17 protein-coding genes and 1 tRNA gene are annotated in these 18,190 nt (G+C 64.9%); 14 read left to right on the forward strand and 4 right to left on the reverse strand.

The window, feature by feature from the left end; all coding sequences use genetic code 11:
• Positions 1-172: 172 nt before the first annotated feature.
• Complete coding sequence (locus tag BFAL_RS10190) at positions 173-1,120, reverse strand: ROK family glucokinase (protein WP_055428269.1); 948 nt, start codon at positions 1,118-1,120, stop codon at positions 173-175.
• A gap of 362 nt (positions 1,121-1,482) precedes the next feature.
• On the opposite strand from BFAL_RS10190, the gene BFAL_RS10195 reads away from it, so the two are divergent.
• Positions 1,483-2,352, forward strand: coding sequence for a hypothetical protein (locus tag BFAL_RS10195; protein ID WP_152973653.1), 870 nt, complete (start codon positions 1,483-1,485; stop codon positions 2,350-2,352).
• A gap of 360 nt (positions 2,353-2,712) precedes the next feature.
• Here the strand turns inward: BFAL_RS10195 and BFAL_RS10200 are convergent, their stop codons facing one another.
• Positions 2,713-3,594 carry a putative endonuclease domain-containing protein gene (locus BFAL_RS10200; protein WP_055428271.1) on the reverse strand — a complete coding sequence of 294 codons (882 nt, stop codon included), beginning with the start codon at positions 3,592-3,594 and terminating at the stop codon, positions 2,713-2,715.
• Between the two features lie 347 nt (positions 3,595-3,941).
• Positions 3,942-4,364: a hypothetical protein gene (locus BFAL_RS10205; protein ID WP_055428272.1), complete on the reverse strand. Its 423-nt coding sequence runs from the start codon at positions 4,362-4,364 to the stop codon at positions 3,942-3,944.
• 537 nt (positions 4,365-4,901) lie between these two features.
• On the opposite strand from BFAL_RS10205, the gene BFAL_RS10210 reads away from it, so the two are divergent.
• From BFAL_RS10210 to BFAL_RS10250, 9 genes are all read left to right on the forward strand, one after another.
• Positions 4,902-4,975 (forward strand) — tRNA-Ile (locus tag BFAL_RS10210).
• A 274-nt stretch (positions 4,976-5,249) separates the two neighbouring features.
• A complete protein-coding gene (gene rpmE / locus BFAL_RS10215) occupies positions 5,250-5,462 on the forward strand; it encodes a 50S ribosomal protein L31 (protein WP_034526683.1) in 213 nt (70 codons plus the stop codon).
• Between the two features lie 162 nt (positions 5,463-5,624).
• Positions 5,625-6,713 (forward strand): peptide chain release factor 1, encoded by a 1,089-nt coding sequence (gene prfA, locus BFAL_RS10220; RefSeq protein WP_055428273.1) that lies wholly within the window; start codon positions 5,625-5,627, stop codon positions 6,711-6,713.
• A 32-nt stretch (positions 6,714-6,745) separates the two neighbouring features.
• Entirely contained in the window at positions 6,746-7,774 is a 1,029-nt protein-coding gene (gene prmC / locus BFAL_RS10225; protein WP_055428282.1) for a peptide chain release factor N(5)-glutamine methyltransferase, read from the forward strand.
• A gap of 378 nt (positions 7,775-8,152) precedes the next feature.
• Positions 8,153-9,331: an ABC transporter substrate-binding protein gene (locus BFAL_RS10230; protein ID WP_055428274.1), complete on the forward strand. Its 1,179-nt coding sequence runs from the start codon at positions 8,153-8,155 to the stop codon at positions 9,329-9,331.
• A gap of 217 nt (positions 9,332-9,548) precedes the next feature.
• Entirely contained in the window at positions 9,549-10,475 is a 927-nt protein-coding gene (locus BFAL_RS10235) for a branched-chain amino acid ABC transporter permease (protein WP_055428275.1), read from the forward strand.
• 1 nt (position 10,476) lies between these two features.
• On the forward strand, positions 10,477-11,583 hold the full coding sequence (locus BFAL_RS10240) for a branched-chain amino acid ABC transporter permease (RefSeq protein ID WP_055428276.1): 1,107 nt from the start codon (positions 10,477-10,479) through the stop codon (positions 11,581-11,583).
• 1 nt (position 11,584) lies between these two features.
• The gene (locus BFAL_RS10245) at positions 11,585-12,448 is read left to right on the forward strand and encodes an ABC transporter ATP-binding protein (protein WP_055428277.1); all 864 of its coding nucleotides are present in this window, start codon (positions 11,585-11,587) and stop codon (positions 12,446-12,448) included.
• Positions 12,448-13,152 (forward strand): ABC transporter ATP-binding protein, encoded by a 705-nt coding sequence (locus tag BFAL_RS10250; protein ID WP_055428278.1) that lies wholly within the window; start codon positions 12,448-12,450, stop codon positions 13,150-13,152. The genes BFAL_RS10245 and BFAL_RS10250 overlap by 1 nt, the downstream gene beginning before the upstream one ends.
• 184 nt (positions 13,153-13,336) lie before the next feature.
• On the opposite strand, the gene BFAL_RS10255 is transcribed toward BFAL_RS10250, so the two are convergent.
• Positions 13,337-13,939, reverse strand: a complete 603-nt coding sequence (locus BFAL_RS10255; RefSeq protein ID WP_082440539.1) for a sugar O-acetyltransferase — start codon at positions 13,937-13,939, stop codon at positions 13,337-13,339.
• A gap of 313 nt (positions 13,940-14,252) precedes the next feature.
• On the opposite strand from BFAL_RS10255, the gene BFAL_RS10260 reads away from it, so the two are divergent.
• The 4 genes from BFAL_RS10260 to BFAL_RS11675 form a co-directional block, all read left to right on the forward strand.
• The gene (locus tag BFAL_RS10260) at positions 14,253-14,900 is read left to right on the forward strand and encodes an L-threonylcarbamoyladenylate synthase (RefSeq protein WP_055428279.1); all 648 of its coding nucleotides are present in this window, start codon (positions 14,253-14,255) and stop codon (positions 14,898-14,900) included.
• Entirely contained in the window at positions 14,897-16,033 is a 1,137-nt protein-coding gene (locus BFAL_RS10265; protein ID WP_055428280.1) for an MraY family glycosyltransferase, read from the forward strand. The genes BFAL_RS10260 and BFAL_RS10265 overlap by 4 nt, the downstream gene beginning before the upstream one ends.
• 155 nt (positions 16,034-16,188) lie before the next feature.
• On the forward strand, positions 16,189-17,739 hold the full coding sequence (gene guaB / locus BFAL_RS10270; protein ID WP_055428281.1) for an IMP dehydrogenase: 1,551 nt from the start codon (positions 16,189-16,191) through the stop codon (positions 17,737-17,739).
• 27 nt (positions 17,740-17,766) lie between these two features.
• Positions 17,767-18,190, forward strand: a 424-nt coding sequence (locus tag BFAL_RS11675) for a hypothetical protein (RefSeq protein WP_236691741.1), incomplete at its 3' end; no start/stop codon positions are given.

Raw genomic sequence — 18,190 nt, forward strand, 5'->3', positions numbered from 1 at the left:
TTCCTATAACCCCGATTTTGGTGTGCTGGAAGTGCGTGTGGCGTACGAAAATCGCGCGGAGAGGGTTGCGACGCGAGTATTGCGCGCCGCAACACGGATTGGAGTACGGGAATCGCATCGGAAGGGGGTTGGTGCGATTCCCGTACGTGGGCTGCTGCTGACTGCTCGTCCGTCAGTGCAGGGCGAGGTTTGCGGCGCCGATGAGGCCGGCGTCCTGACCGGCGGTGGCGGCGACGATCTTCGCGTGGGTGCGGTATGCGCTGGCCTCCAGGAATCGCGCGTAGTTGTAGCGTGCCGGCTCCAGCAGGATGTCGCCGACGGCCACGACGCCGCCGCCGATCACGAACAGGTCCGGATCGAGTACCGCGGAGATCGCGGCCATCGTGCGCCCAAGCCATTCGCCGATCTTGCCGAACGCGTACAGGCCGAGCTCATCGCCTTCCTGCGCCGCCTGCGAGACCATCGGCCCCTCCAGCTTGTTCACGTCGCCGCCGCACAGCTCCAACAGACGCTTGGCGTCCTGCGGACGACGCCGCACGGCAGACTTCGCGAAATTCTCGAGCGACGTGCCGGAGGTGTAGCGCTCGGCGCAGCCGCGCAGGCCGCAGCCGCAGTGGTCGCCGTCCGGCACCATCGGCAGGTGGCCGAGTTCCGCGGCCATGCCGTACGACCCGCGGTACAGGTGGCCGTCGATGACGATCGCGCCGCCGAGACCGGTACCGACGGTCAGGGCCACCATGTTGCGGCTGCCCTGGCCGGCGCCGTGCACGTATTCGCCCCAGCCGGCGCAGTTCGCGTCGTTTTCCACGATGACCGGCACGGCGTGGTCGATGAGCGCGCCGACGTGCTCCGACAGGTCGTAGTCGATCCACGCGGGAATGTTCGCGGCGAACGTGAGCGTCCTGCGGTCGGCGGCGACGTTGCCGGCGGCGGAGATGCCGATGGCCTGGATGTCGTCATGGCTGGAGGCCGCCTCGCGGTAGATCTTCGCGATGTTCTCGTTGATGGCGTCGGCGTCCATTGGCGTGGGGACGCGCCAGCGCTGGATGATGCTATCGTTTTCATCGCACACCGCAGCGGCGATCTTGGTTCCTCCGATGTCGACGGCCAACGTGGTCATGGTGCTCTCCTTTGATGTGGGCTCACATGCTGTAGACACTGGAAATCATAGCGTTGTGGGGTGACGTTGCAATGGTGTGCACACCATGTACTGCGTGCTTTCGTGCATGATTTGCAACCCCTGCCGTCGTTGGGAGCGTTCACATCCATGTCGTTCGCTGCGGCGTGTTTTAGCAAACGATTGCAATATGTCGTGAGGGTGAACGGACGGTGATGGAAACGGGTCGGGTATGGGCCGGCCGCCGCGAGTCGACGTGCTCGGTGTGGGGCTGGTGCGGCGTGCTCGGGATAGGTGATGCTGCCAAGCGGAATGTTTGCATGGACCGGGATGCTCTTTGACCTCACACTGGGGTGACTCCTCGGATGTGGATAAGTGACGCCCGTCCACCGGATTTTCCACCGTCGCGCATTGGTTCGCACGCTGGTTTGCAGGCGGTCCCGACGGGTTTTATCGTGACAATCACCAGGAAGGCGACGGAGCCTTCCGCTAACCCTGAAGGGGGCATGATGACGATGGGAGAATCCGTGGCGGTCAGCGAGCGAGACCGCGGCAGGCGAGGTGTTGCGACGCTGCCGGTGCACAAGGTGGTATCCATGTTCCGTAACAGTGATCTGGTGACGTACGGCGACGCCCGTCGCGAGTTCTTCATCCAGGTGAATCTCAATCCATTCCGCACGCGAACGCGGGCGTTCCATGAACACATGGAGGACGCGTTCGCGCAATGGTTCTCGTTCGACTACCACCTCGACATCTCCGGTCTGACGCCGTTCGCGGTGGCGGCCGCGGTCGAGCGCGATGGGCACTGCGGACGCGATGGTGTGGGGGAGTCGGCGTACCGCGACCTGTGCGAGACGTCGTCCTCGAATTTCGCCTCGTGGTTCTGGGTGCGCGGCGCCTCCGCCGTCTCTGGTGAAGTCGTCGTCGAGGATCTTGCGCATGGCGGCATGTACGAGGTACAGGACCGCGCACTGGCGGGTCGCTTCGATGGGGCCACCGGCGGGACGGTCATCGGACGCATCGCCGAGGTGCGCGGTGTGTGGCGCATGCCGTGGGCGACGCTGTATGAGGCGCATACGCCCTGCGATGATATGTTCCGGGTGCATGTGGCCTCCTCACTGCACGAGTGGGATCCGGGGTACGCCGACTACGCGCGCCTGCTGTTCGGGCGCGATCCGAGGCTGAACGTCGATTGGGAGGATATGGCGCGGGAAGGGGCGCCGCATCCTCTGTGACGGATCGGTCGGTACGCGCATGGGGCCGCGCTCTGCGATATGAATCGCAGGGCGCGGCCCCATGCGTTGGCTCCGTAGGGTGGTTTTGGTTTCCGTTGGAAACCTGGTCGGCTTATCTCGCCTGTGATCGGTTTGAAAACGCCGGAATGACGCGGATTGTCGGGTGGTCGGCGCTCCGGTGTCCCCGTCGTGTTTCCAACGGAAGCTCGATTTACCCTACGGAAGATATTCCAAATGCCTTGAGCGATCTGAGCAGAACAGCTTGGGCGCCTTGATCACTCTGATCACCTTGATCGCCTTAACCACCTTGGGCACTATGAACACCCTGAGCGCCATGAATGGCTGGTGGCGTGGCGTGGGTCACCTGCGAAAGCCCATTCGGTGCTCCATGATGGCCTTCGCCACCATGGAGAGGAACTCCTGAAGGCCGGATTGCGTGGCAAGGGTATTCCGCGTGGCCACGAAAGGCTCATACCCCAAGGCTCGCAGCCGATTGCGCTTGTCGAGGTCCCACTCCCACCGGTCCTTGGTGTAGTGGTAGCGGCCGTCATATTCGACCACCACATGGTCCTCGGGGAACGCCAGATCAACTTTGAGTATCCCGGAGCCCCTGATGGTGTCGGGTATTTCGTAGTTGACCGCGGTCTCCGGCAATCCATAATCCACGCAGGCAAGACGCAGCACGGTCTCCTGCGGGGAATCCGTGCCCGGTCTGCTCAGGGAAAGAGCCCGGCGGCACAGCGGCGCTCCGGTGAATCTGCCGCAGCCGCCGATGAATTCCTCCAACTCCTGGCGCGTGCAGACCCGCAGCGAGGGATTGGCGCAGGTGAGCCAATCCATGGCGATGACCAGACTGTGCAGATCAATGTACTGGGCCATTTGGCAGATCGCCTGCTGCGGTGACACCCCATCCATCAGTTCGTCCACTGGTACTACGTCGCTGGCCTGGCTCCAATGATGGAATTGGAAGCCTCTTGGCCGGCACAGCTCCTTGCGCTCGTGCACGGTGACGTGGATGGCGTCGTCGTCATATGAGGGCTTGGTATTCATGGTGGCGGCCATACCGACCAGCTGCAGCAGTGTGCCGTGGCTGATGAGCGGATGCCGGCCCTTGCCGGCGGTGCGGCGGTTGCGCCGCCGGGCGATGCCGATGAACGCCGTGCGGCATTCCATATGGCGGCGGGCGGCGAGATCCTTCGCCTCCTCCAATGTGTAGAACGTGTGGTATCCGATAGTCTCCATGATCCGAGCGTAGACGTGGGCGGACGGGGATGCACGTCGTGCTGAATGCTGGTGGATGGGGGTGGATAACCCTGTGCATATGCGGCATGTTCATCAGTCGGGCAGTCAGGCGAGCGACCTCTTGTGCCATCGCATCGGCGCGATCGTGCGCCGATGCGATGGCGGCCATATCGGCCGGGCGGTAGAAAACGTTCACTGGCCGCCGACGACCTCGGTCGGCAACGCACAGGGCCGCATCCCATGCGATTGCATGGAATGCGGCCCTTCGGTGTTGTGGTGCGGACGCCCCGTTGCGTCGCGCCGTAGGTTCGGAGCCTACGCGTCAGGCCCCTTGCGGATCGGGAATATCAGTACTTGTTCGCGCCTTCGCCGACGAAGTTCACCTTGAAGCCGCGCTGGTAGTGCAGGAACATGCTGGCGCCGTAGCGGTCGACCGGACGGTGGGTGAAGAGCATGCGGATGGCGAAGGCGGTCTGCACGTCCTCCGGCAGCGCGAGGAAGGCCTTGTGGGCGTCCCAGTACGGTTCGCGCACGATGGCGGCGTCCGGCACGTAGGCGTAGCCGTAGCCGTCGTCGTTCACGTAGCCCATGAACGGCAGATCCCAGGCGTTGTAGTGGGTGAGCTTGGCCTTGTAGTCCTCGACTTCGGCGATGGCTTCGTCGCTGATGCCGAACGACTTGGCGACCTTGTTGGCCTCGGCGGTCTTCTCCTCCGGGGTCTTGTCGAACATGTCGAAGTTGACGGTGATGACCTTGTCTTCCTCTGCCATAACGATTTCCCTTCTAGTGCGAATCGAACATTGTGCATGTTTGATTCTGTGGTGTGAAAATGTACGTTTCATTCGATGTTGCTCGGCTTTGTTGTGGTGCCTTCGCGAACATCTGCGATACAGAGTAGCACGCCGTGAATCCTCGATGTATTGGAAAACAACGATTTACAGCCTTGTTAACGCAGTCTTTACCGAGTTGGGCGAATTTGTTCGACTGTTTGCCTTCCTGTGATGATGGTGGATTAATTGAACAAACAAAATGGCATGTATTCCAGAAAAGCGAACAATAATGTTCGCTTTTCTGGGATGCTTCGGCGTGTCATGCAGTGCGGGATTTGCAACTCGGCAGACATATGGGAGTCGGGCCGAACGAATCGGGCCAAACAATGGCCGATGACGGTCGGGAGGGGTGCGCTTCATCCGGCGGAGCCCGTGGGCTCGTTGGGTATATGCGGGTATGCGGAATAGGTATGTGAGAAAGGCGCCGCCGACTCGAGTCCGATTCGAGTCCACACCCCCGGTAGAATCATGTGGGTCGCCCCCGTAGCTCAGTCGGTTAGAGCAGCACCCTTATAAGGTGTTTGTCCTGGGTTCAAGTCCCAGCGGGGGCACTTCGTACCACTGGTGTCTGGCTCACTGTCGTTCGTCTTCGCCTGAAAACGCCGTTCTGTGTTCTGTGTATTGCTGGTCCGTTGACTACCCCTCAGTCCGCGCTTCGCGGGGCCGGCTCCCCTGACAAGGGGAGCCGAGGGCGGGCGACGGCCTCGGGGGTGGGCGTCGCCGTGTCGCGGTGTCGAAGCGGAGGTCTACTATTCCATAGGTTCCGGTTCACGCCAGCCATAGGGGCATGGCGACCCGGGTCACCTGAATTCCTTAGGAGACACCATGAAGCAGGGTATCCATCCCGATTACCATGCCGTCGAGGTTCTGTGCTCGTGCGGCAACACCTTCGTCACCCGTTCCACCTACAAGGGCGACCACATGACGGTCGACGTGTGCTCGAAGTGCCACCCCTTCTACACCGGCAAGCAGAAGATCCTCGACACCGGTGGCCGCGTCGCCCGCTTCGAGCGCCGCTACGGCAAGAAGGCCAAGTAGCAGACGTGACGCCAGTCCCGCGGATGGGTCCGGTGCGCTTCGGCGTGCCATCCGACCGCAACGCGGGACTGGCGTTTTTGTATGTTCTGATCATCTTCATCAGCGCCGGCGCTCCGGCACCACAGCACCACACACATCCAAGGATCCAAGGAAGACGCGTCCATGGCAGACGAACAGTTCCCAGCTGCGGCGACCGCGCTGGAGGAATACCAGTCCATCGAACAGGAGATGGCGAGTCCGGAAGTCGTGACCGACCCGGACAAGATGCGCAAGCTCGGCCGCCGGCATGCCGAACTCGGCGCCATCGTCTCCGCGTACAAGGCATACACCTCCGTGCGTGACGATCTCGAGGCCGCGCGCGAGATGGCCGGCGACGACCCGGATTTCGCGGCCGAGGCCAAGCGCCTCGAAGCGCAGCTGCCGGCCGTGGAGGACAAGCTCCGCACCGCGCTCATCCCGCGCGACCCGGACGACGCGCGCGACACCATCATGGAGATCAAGGCGGGCACCGGCGGCGAGGAGGCTGCGCTGTTCGCCGGCGACCTTCTGCGCATGTATACGCGCTACGCCGAGAAGCGCGGCTGGACCGTCACCATCCAGTCGGAGAACGGCACCGAGCTCGGCGGCGTCAAGGACGTGCAGGTCGCGATCCGCGCGAAGGGCACGCCCGCGCCCGAGGACGGCGTGTGGGCCTCGCTCAAGTACGAGGGCGGCGTGCACCGCGTGCAGCGCATTCCCGTCACCGAATCGCAGGGACGCATCCAGACCTCCGCCGCCGGCGTGATCGTCTTCCCCGAGGCCGACGAGGACGACGACGAGATCGAGATCGATCCGAAGGACCTGAAGATCGACATCTTCATGAGCTCCGGCCCCGGCGGCCAGTCCGTGAACACCACGTATTCCGCGGTGCGCATGACGCACATCCCCACCGGCATCACCGTGAACATGCAGGACGAGAAGTCGCAGATCCAGAACCGCGCTTCCGCGCTGCGCGTGCTCAAATCCCGCCTGCTCGCGATGAAGCATGAGCAGGAGGCCGCCGAGGCCGCCGACATGCGTCATTCGCAGGTGCGCTCGCTCGACCGTTCCGAGCGCATCCGCACGTACAATTTCCCGGAGAACCGCATCGTCGACCATCGCACGAACTACAAGGCGTACAACCTCGATCAGGTGCTCGACGGCGACCTGCAGGCCGTCATCGACTCCGACATCCAGGCCGATGAGGCCGACCGTCTCGCCAATCAGAAGTGATGGCGGGAACCACGATGGCAATGACGTCCGGCATGACGGCGGGGGAGCCGCCCGCCGCGGGGGCGCCGGGAGCGGCGCGTGGAACGACGGTGGCCGATCTCGTGCGCGACGCCGCCGCGCGCCTCAGACTCGCCGGCGTCGACACTCCCGGCCACGACGTGAAGCTGCTGCTCGCCGAAGCGTGCGGCGTCGCCCTGCGCGACGTCGACAAGGCCATGCTCATGGGCGATGACGTCGCGCGTCTGGTCGGCGTGCGTCCGTCCGGCCCCGGCGGCATCGATAATGATGACGTTGGTCACGGCGACGCTGGCAATGCCGTCGCCGGCACCGGCGAGGCCTCCGTCGTCGCGCGCTTCGACGCGATGCTCCGCCGCCGAGCCGCGCGCGAGCCGCTGCAGTACATCGTCGGGCACGCGCCGTTCCGCTATCTCGATCTCAAGGTCGGCCCGGGCGTGTTCATCCCGCGGCCGGAGACCGAGACCGTCGTGCAGGCGGGGCTCGACTGGATCACGCGCTACGGGCTGTACCATCCGCTCGTCGTCGACCTGTGCGCCGGTTCGGGCGCGATCGGCCTCGCCGTCGTGACCGAAGCGCCAGGGGCCGAGGTGTGGGCCGTCGAGAAATCGCCCGAAGCGTACGCGTGGACGGAGCGCAATCGCGACCTCGTCGCTCGCGCGAATCCGACCGCGGGCTATGCCTACCATCTCGAGCTTGGCGACGCGACCAGCCCGCTCACCCTGCCGCAGCTCGACGGCCGCGTCGACATCGTCATCACCAATCCGCCGTATGTGCCGCTCGCGCAGGTCCCCGAGCAGCCGGAGGTGCGCGATCACGACCCGGACATGGCGTTGTACGGCGGTTCGGCGGACGGCGCGCTCATCCCCGAGCGCATTGCCGCGCGGGCCGCGCGCCTGCTGCGGCCCGGCGGCGCGCTCGTCATGGAGCATGACGTCACGCAGGGCGACCGTCTCGTCGCGTACGCGCGCGGCCTCGGGTTCGCGCAGGCGCGCACGGAGAACGACTGGACCGGCCGTCCGCGGTTCCTGTTCGCCGAGCGGTGACCTGCGGTGCGGCGGTGCGGCGATGAGGCCGTACCGCCGCACGGTCGTGAGACACGGTCGTGAGATGGGGCGTGAAACACGTATGACAGCCGTCGCGCGACGGCGTCCGCATGACGGATGCCGTTCATTCCGATATTTGGGCATGATGGTGGCGTGTCTCACAATGAGGAACACCATTGCGGGCGGTATGGGCATGCCTGTATAACAGTCGGCGGCAAGCATCGAGAGGAGAGATCGCGGGCGCCGCGCACGGCCACAAGCCGCACGCGCCGCGCACCGCCGTGACGTCTCGCGCGCAGATCAGGCGCGTTCCCACGGGTGGCAACGAATCCGGCTCCGATGCGATATTTCACGAAGAAGAAAGAAGGAAGAACAGCCATGTTCTCCAAGAAGATGATCGCGGCCGGCGCGGCCGCCGTCATGGCCATGTCGCTCGCCGGATGCTCCGGCGGCAGCATGGACGATTCCGCCAGCTCCACCTCCGCCGCCTCCGGCGACACCATCACCATCGGTTCCGTGACCACCAACTCCGGCACCGCCGCCGCGTACGGCGAGGCCGAGGTCAAGGGCTTCGAGCTGGCCGTCTCCGAGATCAACGCCAAGGGCGGCATCAACGGCAAGAAGGTCAAGCTGGAGTCCCTCGACGACAAGGGTGACGCCACCGAGGCATCCAACGCGTACAACAAGCTCGCCGCCGACGGCAACGTGCTCGCCGTGGCCGGCCCGACCATCTCCGCCACCACCGCCGCCGTCGCGCCGCTGGCCGACCAGACCAAGCTGGTCACCATCGCCCCGGCCGCCACCTCCGACTCCATCGAGACCGGCAACTACCTGTTCCGCACCTGCTTCAAGGACTCCTACCAGGGCGAGGTCGCGGCCCGCTTCGCCGCCGAGAACCTCAAGGTCAAGAAGGTGGCCGTGCTCTACGGCACCGGCGACCCGTACTCCTCCGGCGTGGGCGAGGCGTTCGCCAAGGCCGCCGAGAAGCTCGGCATGGAGGTCGTGGACAAGGAGAGCTCCTCCTCCGCCGACGACACCGAGTACTCCGCGCAGCTGCAGAAGATCCAGGCCTCCGGCGCCGAGCTGCTCTACGCGCCGTACTACTACTCCGTGGCCGGTCCGTACATCATCCCGCAGGCCCGTTCCGTCGGCTTCGACGGCTACGTGATGGGCCCCGACGGCTACGACGGCCTCAAGCTCACCGGTGACAAGGCCCAGTACGACAAGACCTTCTACACCACCCACTACTCGGCCGACGACTCCTCCAACACCAAGGTGCAGGACTTCATCAAGTCCTACAAGGAGAAGAACAACGCCGAGCCGAACACCTTCGCGGCCCTCGGCTACGACACGATCTACATGATCAAGCAGGCCATCGAGAAGGCCGGCGACAAGGCCACCCGCGAGGATGTGCGCAACGCCGTGGCCGGCATGAGCTTCGACGGCGTGACCGGCAAGTTCACGATGGACAAGTCCGGCTCGCCGACCAAGTCCGTGATCGTGCTCGAGCTCAAGGACGGCAAGCCCGTCTACAACACCACCGTCCAGCCCAAGTGAGCCACGGTCCGGTGAACGTCGCGAGGCGCGTGCCGCGCGCCGCGACGACATGACAGCAAGGAGAGCGGCCGGTTTCGCCGGCCCTCTCCCTTTTGCGTTTTTTGATTTGCGTTGTTCGTTTTTTCGATTTTCGTTTTTTCGGATCACTTCGTGTTCCGATCATTTCGTTTCAATCATTCGTGTTCAGTGTTCCCAGAGTCTTAAGAAAGGGGGAGCGATGACCGATCAGATCATCATGTTCGTCAGCCAGCTGTTCAGCGGTCTGAAGATCGGCAGCGTGTACGCGCTCGTGGCATTGGGCTACACCATGGTCTACGGCATCATCCGACTGATCAACTTCGCCCACGGCGACTTCATCATGGTCGGCGCCTACGTGCTGATGCTCACCATTCCCGCCATCGTCGCCGCGGGGCTGCCCGCGTGGGTGGCGATCGTCCCGGCGGTCCTCGTGTGCGTCGCCGTCGGCATCATCGTCGAGAAGGCAGCCTACAAGCCGGTGCGTGAGAAGGGCAATTCGATGACCGCCCTCATCACCGCCATCGCCATGTCGCTGCTGCTCGAGAACGGCGCCCAGGCCGTCTTCGGCGCCGACTTCCAGACCGTTCCGACGATCTTCCACCTGCCCGCCGTCACGTTCGGCAAGCTCCGTCTGGCCGGCGACACGATCCTGACGATTGTGCTCGGCCTGGTCATCATGGTCGGCCTGCAGCTGTTCGTCAAGTTCACCAAGCAGGGCAAGGCCATGCGCGCCGTCTCCGAGGACAAGGAGGCCGCCGTGCTCATGGGCATCAACGTGAACTCCACCATCGCCCTGACGTTCGCCATCGGCTCCGGCCTCGCCGCCGTCGCCTCGCTCATGTACTGCGCCGCCTACCCGCAGGTCTCGCCGATGATGGGCGCCATGCTCGGTCTCAAGGCGTTCGTCGCGGCCGTGCTCGGCGGCATCGGCTCCATTCCGGGCGCCATGATCGGCGGCATCGTCATCGGCCTGGTCGAGAGCCTCACCAAGGCGTACATCGGCACCATCACCGGCGGCGTGATCACCTCGGCGTTCTCCGACGCCATCGTGTTCGCCATCCTGATTGTCGTGCTGCTGGTCAAGCCGTCCGGCATCATGGGCAAGAACGAGGGGGAGAAGGTCTGATATGAAGAAGTCCATGCTTTCCGTCAAGCAGTCCTACCTGGTCTGCTTCCTCGGCATCCTCGCCACGTTCGGCGTCGTTATGGCGCTGTGCGAATCCGGCATCGCCAACTCCTACATCAAGGGCATCATGATGACCGCGTGCATCGCCATCATCATGACCACCTCCCTGAACCTCACCATCGGCGTGCTCGGCCAGCTCACGCTCGGCTGCTGCGGCTTCGAGGCGATCGGCGCGTACGTGGCCGCCCTCGCCTCCAAGTACATGGTCGCCACCGGCATGCTCGCCGATCCGACGCTGCGCTTCCTCGTCACCACGCTGCTCGGCGGCGTTGTGGCCTGCGTGTTCGGCATCCTCATCGGTATCCCGGCGCTGCGTCTGCATGGCGACTACCTCGCCATCATCACGCTCGGCTTCGGCGAGATCATCCGCGTGGTCATCCAGAACCTCAAGGTCGCCGGCGGCATGGGTCTCGACAAGGGCGCGGCCGGTCAGGCGCTCATCGGCATCGAGCGCACCGCTAACCTGTACATCGTGTTCTGGATCATGATTATCACCGTCGTGGTGCTGTTCATGTTCGGCCGCTCGCGCTACGGCCGCGCCGTCAAGGCCATCCGCGACGACGAGATCGCCGCCGGCGCCTCCGGCCTGAACACCACGTACCTGAAGGTCCTCGTCTTCGCGATCTCCGCGTTCTTCGCCGGCATCGCGGGCGGCATCTTCGCCCAGTACATCGGCTCGCTCAACCCGACGATGGCCGGCTGGCTCAACTCCATCAACTACGTCATCATGGTCGTCTTCGGCGGCATGGGCTCGATCACCGGCTCCATCGTCTCCGCCGTCGGCCTGACCATCCTGCCGGAGCTGCTGCGCGCGTTCGCTGACTACCGCATGCTCGCGTACTCGGTGGTGCTCGTGCTCGTCATGATCTTCCGCCCGCAGGGCATCTTTGGCTCGTGGGAGTTCTCGCTGCCGCGCATCGTCAACCGTCTGCTGTTCCGCAACCCGAAGGCGGACGGCAAGGACGGCGACGGCGCGACGGACGCCGCCGAACCGGCCGCCGCCGCGAAGACCGCCGCAACGCCCGCCACCGAAGCGAAGGAGGCCTGAGATGACCGCGACCAACGAACAGCCCATCCTCAAGGCCGAGCACCTCGGCATCACGTTCGGCGGCCTCAAGGCCGTCTCCGACTTCAACATGACCATCGGCAAGGGCGAGCTCATCGGTCTGATCGGCCCGAACGGCGCCGGCAAGACCACCGTGTTCAACCTGCTCACCGGCGTGTACAAGCCCACCGAAGGCGACTTCTGGCTGGACGGCGAGCACATGAACGGCAAGAAGACCTATCAGGTCGTGCGCGCCGGCATCGCCCGCACCTTCCAGAACATCCGCCTGTTCAAGCAGCTCACCGTCGAGGAGAACGTGCTCGTCGCCTTCGACGAGTCGTTCACCTACCGGATGGGCGGCGCGATCTTCCGCACCCCGCTCTTCTGGAAGCAGGAGCGTGAGATGCACGCCAAGGCCATGGACCTGCTGAAGATCTTCGACCTCGACGGCCTCGCCTCCACGCAGGCCGCGAACCTGCCGTACGGCCAGCAGCGCAAGCTCGAGATCGCGCGCGCCCTCGCCACCGGCATGAAGCTGCTGCTGCTCGACGAGCCCGCCGCCGGCATGAACCCGACCGAGACCGAGGACCTGCTGCGCTGCATCAACACGATTCGCGACCGCTTCGGCATCGCGATCCTGCTCATCGAACACGACATGAGCCTTGTGATGAGCGTGTGCCAGCGCATCCAGGTGCTCGACTACGGCCGCACCATCGCCTCCGGCACCCCGGAGCAGATCGCCAACGACCCGCAGGTCATCTCCGCCTACCTGGGCGCCGACGACACCGACAGCGCCGACGGCGATTCCACCGACCACGCGACGCCCGAACCGAGCATCGCCAAGACCATGCAGGAAGGGGCACGCTGATGCTGGAAGTCAAGGATCTGTGCGTCTCCTACGGCGCGATCGAGGCGGTCAAGGGCATCAGCCTGACCGTGAACGACGGCGAGATCGTCTCGCTGATCGGCGCGAACGGCGCCGGCAAGACCACGACGCTGCACACCATCACCGGCCTCGTGCCGGCCAAATCCGGCTCCATCACCTATGACGGCCATGATCTGCTCAAGACGCACGCGAACAAGATCGTGACGCTCGGCATGGCGCACGTGCCGGAAGGCCGCCACGTGTTCACCCGCATGACCGTGCAGGAGAACCTGGAGATGGGTGCGTTCAGCCTCAAGGACCAGTCCGGGCTCGCCAAGGACCTCGAGCGCGTGTTCGCCTACTTCCCGCGCCTCAAGGAGCGCCGCCGCCAGCTGGCCGGCACGCTCTCCGGCGGCGAACAGCAGATGGTCGCCATGGGCCGCGCCCTGATGAGCCATCCGAAGACCATCCTCATGGACGAGCCTTCGATGGGCCTGTCGCCGCTGCTGGTCAAGGAGATCTTCGCCATCATCCAGGAGCTGCGCAAGGAGGGCATCACGGTGCTGCTCGTCGAGCAGAACGCGAAGATGGCGCTGTCCATCGCGGACCGCGCCTACGTGCTCGAAACCGGCCGCATCACGATGGAGGGCAAGGCCTCCGACCTGCTTCACGACGAGAAGGTGCGCAAGGCCTACCTCGGCGCGTGATGCGGAGTACGTCCCGGTTGGGGGAAAGAGCATAAGCGAGCGGCCGCGGGCCGCGGGGAATGGTATCGGCCTTTGACTGACGCCTTGTTTCCCGCGGCTTGCGGCCGCTCGTTCCTCTCTCCCTCCGTCGTCGCTTCGCGCCGCCACCTCCCTTATCAGAGGGAGGCTCATGGAGGGGCGCCACCTATGCCCGCGCGTAGTCCTGATACACGCTCGCGTCGGCGTCGGTGATGGTCTTGATGACGCGGGCGGGGTTGCCGACGGCCACCGAATTCGCCGGGATGTCCTTGGTGACGACCGCGCCGGCGCCGATCACGCAGCCGTCGCCGATGGTCACGCCGCCGAGCACCGTCACGTTGCCGCCGAACCAGCAGTTCGAGCCGATCGTGATCGGTTCGCCGTACTCGTAGTCGTAGGCGGTGCCGTCCTCACGCGTGCGCACGTTGCGGTCCTGCCACCTGAGCGGATGCATCGGCGGCAGCAGGGAGACGTTCGGCCCGAACAGCACGTCGTCGCCGATGGTGACGGGCGCGCAGTCGAGCACGGTGAAGTTGAAGTTCGCGAACACGCGGTCGCCGATGCGCGTGTGGCACCCGTAGTCGAAGAACACGGGGCCCATCACGTCGAGGTTCGCGCCGTGGCCGGGCAGCAGTTCGTCGAGGATCGCCTTGCGCGTGGCGTCGTCGTGGCGGGAGGTCGCGTTGAACCGCGTGCATAGGTCGCCGGCCTTGCGGCGCATCTCGTCGAGTTCCGGGTCGGAGGCGTCGTACAGTTTGCCTGCGAGCATCTCCTCGCGTTCGCTGCGGCGCGGCGTTTCGAGTTCGACGGGCGGCACCGCGCCGAGCGTGTGCGTGACGTTCGTGGTGGGCGTGGTGCCGGCGGCGTCGCGGGTTTCGGCTGCGTGTTCGGTCATGTGGGGCTCCTTGGGGGGGGGGTATGTCATCGTTGTCAACGGTTCACCATCATACGTGTACGATCGTACGTATCGCAAGGGTGCAAACGTTTGCGGGAGTGTCGTCGGAATGATGCGCGGTCGGGGCGCGATGGTGCAATGATGGATTGAACATTGAGGATATCGGAGGATACCGGGAGGCGCTTCGATGAGTGAGATCCGCACAATCGACGAGGAGTCGTTGGCCCAGGCGGCGGCGATCATCCGTGACGGGGGACTGGTGGTCATCCCCACGGACACGGTCTACGGCGTGGCCGCGGACCCGCGCGACGCGCACGCCATCGACCGCATCTACGCGCTCAAGCGCCGTCCGCGCTTCAAGGCGCTGCAGGTGCTCCTCGCCGACGTCGACCGTCTCGGCGAGATCGGCCTCGACCTGCCGGCGCCGCTCAACCGTCTCGCCGCGCGGTTCCTGCCCGGCGCGTTCTCGCCAATCGCGCTCGCACGCGAGGACTGCACGCTGAAGACTGTCGCCGCGGACGGCACGCAGGGCATCCGCGTGCCGAACTCCGTGCTGTGCCTGTCCGTGCTCAGGGCGACCGGCCCGCTCGCCGCGTCCAGTGCGAACCTCTCCGGCGACCAGAGCGCGCAAAGCGTGCGCGAGGCCGTCGAGGCGTTCGGCGACCAGGTCGACCTCTATCTCGATGGCGGCCCCACGCCCGGACACGTCGCCAGCACCGTCGTCGCCGCCGACCCGCACGAGCGCGACGGCATCACGATCCTGCGCGAAGGCGTGATACCGCAATCCGCGATACGCGCGGCCCTGCACGTCAATGGGGGAGGTCTCGGCGCATGAGGGTCTACCTGTTCATCGCCGCCATCGCAGGCGGCGCCACCTACCTGCTCACCCCGCTCATCCGCCACGTGGCCATCGAGATCGGCGCGGTCGGCGAAGTGCGCGCCCGCGACGTGCACAAGATCCCCACGCCGCGCATGGGCGGTCTCGGCATGATGCTCGGATTCGCCGTCGCCATGCTGTTCGCCAGCCGGCTGCGGTTCATCCAGGGATTGTTCCAAGGCAGCCGCCTGCCGTGGGTCGTGCTCGCCGGCGCCATCATGATCTGCCTGCTCGGCATGGCCGACGACCTGTGGGACCTCGACTGGATGCTCAAGCTCGCCGGGCAGCTGCTCATCTCCGTGTTCGTCGCATGGGGCGGCCTGCAGATCATCTCCCTGCCGCTCGGCTCGCTGGTGACCGCCTCGCCCAGCCTGTCGATGGCGATCACCGCGTTCCTCATCGTCGCGTCGATCAACGCGGTGAACTTCGTCGACGGACTCGACGGCCTCGCCTCCGGCATCGTCGCGATCGGCGGCATCGCGTTCGCCGCCTACTCGTACATCCTGGCACGCACGTCGCCCTCCTACGCCTCGATGGCGACGCTCATCGACATCGCGATGGTGGGCATCTGCGTCGGGTTCCTCATGCACAACTGGCATCCGGCGAAACTGTTCATGGGCGATTCCGGTTCGATGCTGCTCGGCTACCTCATCACGTGCGCATCCATCGTGATGACCGGGCGCATCGACCCCGCATCCGTGCATACGAGCGTGTACCTGCCCGTGTTCATGCCGATCCTGCTGCCGATCCTCGTGCTGTTCCTGCCCGTGCTCGATATGTGCCTGGCCATCGTGCGCAGGCTCGCGAAGGGACAATCGCCGATGCACCCCGACCGCATGCACCTGCACCACCGCATGCTGCGCATTGGTCACAGCGTGCGCGGCGCGGTGGCGATCCTGTGGTCGTGGGCGGCGCTCATCGCGTTCGGCTCGCTGATGATCCTGTTCTTCAAGGCGTGGCACGTGCTCCTCGGCATGACCGTCGCCGCGGCGGTGCTTGCCGTGATCACCATGTACCCGTACCTCAAGCACCGCATCCCCGAAATCCAGGCCGAGAACGAAGGCGCGAAGCACGTGCGCGGCGAGCGGTGAGCCGCGGGCGGCCCGGTTCGGCCGTTGCGTGAACTGCCGAAAAATGCGCGATGAACCATGATCGAACCATGGCGGAACATGCGGAGAACACCGTAGAATGACGGTCGTTCCCTGTAGTTGGCCCCAACGTCAACGGACTTTCATATAGTGGACGCATGGCTATAAACCCCGATTTGAACGCGCAGTCCGCGTACGCTCCTCTGCCTCCGATCTTCGCCAAGCTCGGCCTCGCCTATGACGATGTGCTGCTGCTGCCGAACGAGACGGACGTCATTCCCTCCGAGGTGGACACCACCACCCAGCTGACCCGCAAGATCACGATGAAGGCCCCGGTCCTCTCCGCTGCCATGGACACCGTGACCGAATCCGAAATGGCCATCGCCATGGCGCGCAACGGCGGCATCGGCGTGCTCCACCGCAACCTCTCCATCGACGACCAGGCCGCCCAGGTCGACATCGTCAAGCGCTCCGAGTCCGGCATGATCACCAATCCGCTGACCGTCAATCCGGACGTCACCCTCGCCGACCTCGACAAGCTGTGCGGCAAGTTCCACATCTCCGGCCTGCCGGTCGTCGACAAGGACAACAAGCTCGTCGGCATCATCACCAACCGCGACATGCGCTTCATCGCGTCCGATGACTACGACCGTCTCAAGGTCAAGGACATCATGACCCGCGAGAACCTCATCACCGGTCCGTCCGACATCTCCAAGGAGGACGCGCACGACCTGCTCGCCAAGCACAAGGTCGAGAAGCTGCCCCTCGTCGACGAGGAAGGCCACCTGACCGGTCTGATCACCGTGAAGGACTTCGTCAAGACCGAGCAGTACCCGGACGCCACCAAGGACGAGCAGGGCCGCCTGCGCGTCGCCGCCGGTGTCGGCTTCCTCGGCGACGCCTGGCAGCGCGCCTCCGCCCTGATGGAGGCCGGCGTCGACGTGCTCGTCGTCGACACCGCCAACGGCGAGGCCCGTCTGGCCCTCGACATGATCTCCCGCCTCAAGCATGATTCCGCCTTCGATGGCGTGCAGATCATCGGCGGTAACGTCGGCACCCGTTCCGGCGCCCAGGCCATGATCGACGCCGGCGCCGACGCCGTCAAGGTTGGTATCGGACCGGGCTCCATCTGCACCACCCGTATCGTCGCCGGTGTCGGCGTCCCGCAGCTCACCGCCGTGTACGAGGCCGCCCAGGCCTGCCGCGCGGCCGGCGTGCCCTGCATCGCCGACGGCGGCATCCACTACTCCGGCGACATCGCAAAGGCCCTCGTGGCCGGTGCGTCCTCCGTGATGCTCGGCGGCACCCTCGCCGGCTGCGAGGAGGCCCCGGGCGAGAAGGTGCTCCTGCACGGCAAGCAGTACAAGCTGTACCGCGGCATGGGCTCCCTCGGCGCGATGGCCCCGCGCGGCAAGAAGTCCTACTCCAAGGACCGTTACTTCCAGGCCGATGTCACCTCCAACGACAAGGTCGTGCCGGAGGGCGTCGAAGGCGAGGTGCCGTACCGCGGACCGCTCAACGCCGTGCTCTACCAGATGATCGGCGGCCTGCACCAGTCGATGTTCTACATCGGCGCGCACAACATCGGCGAGATGGCCGAGAAGGGCCGCTTCATCCGCATCACCGACGCCGGCCTTCGCGAGTCGCACCCGCACGACATCGTGATGACCGCCGAAGCCCCGAACTACTCCGGCTTCCACGCCAACTGATGGCCGCGGTCCGCGCGACCGGAAGACATGACTGAAGAGGTCGCCCATATGGGCGACCTCTTCGCGTATGCGGGCGTCGTCTGTGCGGATTCCGTTTCTTGGGTGTCCGATTATGGTGCTGAGCGTGGCCGTTCGCGGTGCATTGCTTGTAGGTGTTGCGCTTCTATTGAGAACTCAGGGTTTCTTAGCGGCGGAAAGTACGGAGATTATCCCATTGCTCCGTATTTTCCGCCGCTTGCGTCTTCTCAGCGGCGGAAAATACGGAGCGGTGTCCTTATCTCCGTACAAACCGCCGCTCAGCTGTTCTCAGCGGCGGTTATTACGGAGGAGTGGGGTGTTCTCCGTATTTTCCGCCGCTGCCGTCCGCTGAGCGGCGGAAAATACGGAAAGGACGATGGGCCGAGGGAGTCGGAGGGAATGATCTGTAACGAAAAGGAAATGGGCGAAAAAT

The sequence above is a fragment of the Bifidobacterium aesculapii genome (assembly GCF_001417815.1).
GTDB classification, from domain to species: domain Bacteria; phylum Actinomycetota; class Actinomycetes; order Actinomycetales; family Bifidobacteriaceae; genus Bifidobacterium; species Bifidobacterium aesculapii.